The 4,717-nt window shown below is 46.1% G+C and carries 5 protein-coding genes; all 5 read right to left on the reverse strand.

All coding sequences use genetic code 11. The annotated features are described in order from the left end of the window. Positions 1-55 precede the first annotated feature (55 nt). The 5 genes from GPK83_RS09890 to GPK83_RS09910 all read right to left on the reverse strand — a co-directional run bounded on the left by GPK83_RS09890 (position 56) and on the right by GPK83_RS09910 (position 4,356). The gene (locus GPK83_RS09890) at positions 56-718 is read right to left on the reverse strand and encodes a hypothetical protein (protein WP_252196313.1); all 663 of its coding nucleotides are present in this window, start codon (positions 716-718) and stop codon (positions 56-58) included. 170 nt (positions 719-888) lie between these two features. Next, on the reverse strand, positions 889-2,574 hold the full coding sequence (locus GPK83_RS09895) for a recombinase family protein (protein ID WP_345941799.1): 1,686 nt from the start codon (positions 2,572-2,574) through the stop codon (positions 889-891). Next, complete coding sequence (locus GPK83_RS09900) at positions 2,546-2,776, reverse strand: helix-turn-helix transcriptional regulator (RefSeq protein WP_007488123.1); 231 nt, start codon at positions 2,774-2,776, stop codon at positions 2,546-2,548. Before GPK83_RS09900 ends, GPK83_RS09895 begins: the two co-directional genes overlap by 29 nt. An 89-nt stretch (positions 2,777-2,865) precedes the next feature. Continuing rightward, the gene (locus tag GPK83_RS09905; protein WP_007488117.1) at positions 2,866-3,051 is read right to left on the reverse strand and encodes a hypothetical protein; all 186 of its coding nucleotides are present in this window, start codon (positions 3,049-3,051) and stop codon (positions 2,866-2,868) included. Between the two features lie 15 nt (positions 3,052-3,066). After that, on the reverse strand, positions 3,067-4,356 hold the full coding sequence (locus GPK83_RS09910) for a plasmid recombination protein (protein ID WP_215704682.1): 1,290 nt from the start codon (positions 4,354-4,356) through the stop codon (positions 3,067-3,069). Positions 4,357-4,717: the final 361 nt, after the last annotated feature.

Raw genomic sequence — 4,717 nt, forward strand, 5'->3', positions numbered from 1 at the left:
ATGAAGCAAGGACGGCAGCATAAATTGATAAGCACTATTTTTTTAGCCACAAGTGTTACAAAAAAGCTTGACCACAACATTCCTCCTGCTTCATCTGTTCTGAAATTGCTGCAAGTGCAATGCTGTTCATCTTGTTCTGCAGGTAAGTTTCAAACTCCCCTTTCGCCTCTGTCACGGTTTTATCCATCTGTTCAGCAAACAGTTTCTGCAGATAGGGGATATTACTTTTTAACTCCTGCCGTACATTTTTCAATGTCGAGACGATATTTCTCCGGTCCTCCCTGCTCAGGACACGTTTCTCATCCAGAAGTTTTTCAATCTCCTCTGACCTCTTTTCCAGTTGCCGCACCAAGTCACGGGTTGCTTCATCCACTTCCCGGCGCATTACTTTCTGCCTGTCACTGTATGGGCATGGTTCAACGAATGTCCCATTCACTTTTGTAATGGTAACCGGTATCCCCTCTCCAATGTTAAGTGATGTGATTGCTTCGGCAAACTGTGTATAGGACATCTCCACCTCAACGATCATGTCATTGATGTCTGTCCCTGCCAAAAACCAGTCCTCGTTGCCCTCCCTTTCCATCATGCCTTTTGAAATGGACAGGCGTATGACATTATTATACATGATGGTACTTCCAAACAATGCCGTTCCTGAACCACCGATTGAGGACCTTGCAAACCGAATCATTCCGTAACTTGGGTGCTGCTTTTTCTCCATCCCTGTTTCTTTTCCTTTCTCTGAATTTTGTCCCAAAATACTTAAAAATCTCTTTTTTGCCTCTATGCATCTATAAAAACGTGGAAAAAAATAGGGCAAAAACTGGTCATTTTTTGCTCCAATTTTTGCCCTCGAACCACAACATCTTGTGGTCTAACATGCCTATTTTCTTATTTTCCACAATACTGCATCAGAACTACCGACTCGACTGTTGTTTCAGTTTCCAAGGGAAGTTCTTTCACTTCCTCGCCATCAACAGGCACAGGGAAGTTGAATACAATCTTCTTTATCCAGCTTCCGTCTTTTCTCTTTTCCGGGAACATCTCAATTCGCTCAATAAAGGCTTTCATAAACTCTTTCTGTTCTGCTTCCGTTGCGGAATGGTAGACTTCATCAAATGCCAGTAAGAGCCGATAAATGTTATCGCCGGAGATTTTCTCCTGCTGGATGCTGCGTATCTGACTTTGCAATTCGCCAATCTGAACTTCGATTTCTTCTATCGTATCATACTGTTCATCATATCGGCGCTGCAAATCCAAAATTTTTCTGTCATAGTGGGCATCGTTGATGTCCAAAGTATCCATCTGACGCTCCAAGCGGCTTTTCGTTCCAAAGGCTTGCTTTAGCTGTCCTTGCAGAACGGCGATCTGCTTTTCCATATCCTCTGTATCAACCGCCGTTCCAATTTTCGCTTGAATTGCTTCTATAAATCGGGGATTGCTGACCATAGCGGAGATGACCTTCGCCACAAATTTGTTGATTTCCGTCTGCTCGATATTCAGCCGGAAGCTGCACTCATGTCCCGTCGGCGTAACCGTATTTTTACAGTAGTAATAATACCGTGTTTTCTTGTCCTTGCTATGAGCCTTGGCAATATTGCCGTACATACTCTTTCCGCAACACGGGCATTTCAAAATACCGGATAGGATGTGTGCGTGGTCTGGATTGTTGACCTTTTCCCGCTTAAAGGAATTGATCTTGCGCTTTTCCTGTGCCAGATACCAATCTTCTTCGGAAATGATGGCTTCATGCTGACCATCGTAAACAGGGAACTCCGACTGCTCGACCACGTGCATCTCATTTCTTGTACCTTGCCTCTTTTCGGTTCTCCGTCTGCCATAAGCAATTTTACCCATATAAACGGGATTATCCAGTACGTCCTGCACGAAGTTCCTTGAAAATCCGGGGATGGTGTTATTTTGCCGCAGCTTCTTCACAAACCCGTTGCGGTTGAGATATTTAGCAACTCCGGCAACGCCCTCATTGGTATGGATGTAGCGGTCATAAATAACACGGATTACTTCCACTTCATCCTCCGCAATGACAAGGTTTCCGCTTTCCAATTTGTATCCATAGGGAGCGAAACCGCCGTTCCATTTGCCCTCACGAGCCTTTTGCTCCCGTCCTGCCATTGTCTGTGTGCGGATATTCTCTCGCTCGATTTCCGCCACCGCAGACAGCACGGAAATCATAAGCTTTCCGGCATCCTTGGAGCTGTCAATGCCATCCTCCACGCAAATCAGGTTGACACCAAAATCCTGCATAAGCTGCAAAGAGTTCAGAACATCGGCTGCATTTCTGCCAAATCTGGAGAGCTTAAAGACAAGCACATAGGAAACGCCGTCTTTGCAGTCCTGGATGTCGTTCAGCATCCGTTGAAACTCCTGCCTCCCTTGGATGTTCTTGCCGGAAAATCCTTCGTCAGAATACTCCCCGGCAACGACCATATCCTCGTATGCCGCATACTTCCGCAACTTGTCCCGCTGGGCATCCAAACTGTATCCGTCTACCTGCATGGAGGTGGACACTCTCGTATATAGATAACATTTAAGTTGCTTCTTTTTCAGAATCGCCACCTCCTTCGCTCATTTCTTTTACCATCAATCCCTCGTTGCGGATATAATACTCCAAAAGTCTAAGCACATAATCCGGTGCATGGCGGTTGTCCAATTCCCACTCGGTCATAGTCCGGTAAGGAATATGGACGAGCTTGCAAAAATCTTTCCGGTTCAGTCCTGTGCTTTCACGCAACTTAATAATTCTGTTTTTACAATCCATTCGTCTTTTCTCCCAAAAAGCAAAAATACACGTTGCGTACATATTATAGCATAGCCGCAACAAGTACGCAACGTGTAAATTGTAAATTTTTACGCAGCCTTATCCGTCAAAGGCTGCGCTTGCTTATCATCCTTGGAACACTCCACCGTTTGCGGTGTATCCTGCTCTAATTTATCCAAAACCTGATGCCCGTACTTCTGGAGCATCTGGCTCATAACATCCACACAGCGGTCAAATGCCGCATTATATTTCGCTTCCTCATAATATTTCTTCAATAGGCGATTCCTCCATCAAAGTTCCATATCCTGTCCACGCTTCCGGTCAGGGTGTTTGTGTTCCTGCGTTTCCTTTCCTCTGATGAGGATAGAATTGATAAAAGCCCGAACCCTTTCGGATGCAATTTCCAGTGCATCCAGAAAAGGCTGGGCTTTCTGTTTCAGTTCCATATATTTTTCGTTTACTGCTTCATACCGCTGTTTCCAGATGGAAACCGTCTTTTCAGCGGAAGCCAGTTTCTCCTTCAAGCGCTTGTTGTCAGCATTGGCGATAATGCCGTTGACCGCATAGCGTTTGAGCGTGTCGCACTCATCCGGTGTCAGCGTGATATTATTTCCGAATGTGGCTTTCTTTCCCATCGTTTCAATCTCCTGCACCGTCAGAGCAACGGTCTTTGCTGTTTTGGTTTCCTTTTGCAGAGCTTCCAGTTTCTTTTTCTGTTTCTCCGTGGCATCTTTGGCATTCTCCAACCCCCGCTCCGCCTGTGCCACCTGTCCGGTCATAGCTTCCAAACGCTGCTGTTCAGCCTGAACCTTGAACTGTGTCACTGTCAGATGTTCCTCGGTGCTGCCACGCTCTCCACGCTCCACATCGGTATATCCGGCATTTCGCATGAAATGAAAAAAGTCATCCTGCAACACACTGTAGGACGACTTCAAAATCTTTTTTCCTTTTGCGTTCAACATTGGATTACCATCCTTGTCAAGCACCGGCTTGGACTCCCATTTTTTACTGCGGCTGACCTGCGTGATCGTTTCCTTTACCGTTCCCCGGAGGGATTCATCCTTACATCGCTTCGACCACAGAATTTGCTTCTCTACCACCGGGATATAAACCACATGAAGGTGGTAGTGGTACACATCTTCGCCCAGAGCTTCGGACATTGCCCGATTGCGCTCGTCGGCGTACATCACAGCGGATAGGATATACTGCTCACCGCCTACGATCTCCACGGCGGCTTTATAGGCATCGGCATAAAACTGTTTTGCAAATTCATAGCCGCCGTGATTGTAGAAGTAAGCAGAGTTCACATCAAAGATCAACTCACCGTATTTGACGGCATCCGGTTTCAGACCTCTTGTGGAGATTACACCGTCCTGTTCCATCTGCTCAAACATTTTTACATAATCGTCCGCGGGTGCTTTGAAATGAATGTTCAGAGAAGTGCGTTCCGGTACGATGTCCTGATTGCTGTAGCTGTCCTTTTCACGCTCATTGTGTTCCTGTACCTTTGCCACATCAGCCGGTGTTTCCAAGTCCTGATTCCGGGCTACGGTGCGGTGGATTCCATCATTTCTTGCCATTGGATTTTTCCTTTCTTTGAAATTTGCAGACAGCGGAGAGCTGGAGAACGGCACTTTTTCAAAGTGTAATAACCCACTATTACACTTTCATCCATACTGGCTGCAAAGTGCCGTGGGCTCTCCCGAGAGGGGATGCGGTCACTGCGGCGACCTCTGCTGACCAAAGCGAAAATGTCTGCGCCTTTTCCCATGGTCAGCCCGTCTGCATGGAGCCGTTCTGTGTCAACTTCCTCTTGCAGCCGGTGTCCACAGACACTTTTTCAAAAACCTGTGGACATAGAAATGATGTTGTATAAATAAAGTTGACACCTTATTCTCAAGGAATTCATGTATAATAAAAGAGAATAAGGAGGAACTCTCA

Origin of the sequence: Clostridium sp. MCC328 (genome assembly GCF_018785465.1) — a bacterium.
Taxonomy (GTDB): domain Bacteria; phylum Bacillota; class Clostridia; order Lachnospirales; family Lachnospiraceae; genus Pilosibacter; species Pilosibacter fragilis.

Coding starts and splice junctions, on each gene's coding strand:
- GPK83_RS09890 (WP_252196313.1), bottom strand. CDS start 718: ATGGAGAAAAAGCAGCACCCAAGTTACGGAATGATTCGGTTTGCAAGG.
- GPK83_RS09900 (WP_007488123.1), bottom strand. CDS start 2,776: ATGGATTGTAAAAACAGAATTATTAAGTTGCGTGAAAGCACAGGACTG.
- GPK83_RS09910 (WP_215704682.1), bottom strand. CDS start 4,356: ATGGCAAGAAATGATGGAATCCACCGCACCGTAGCCCGGAATCAGGAC.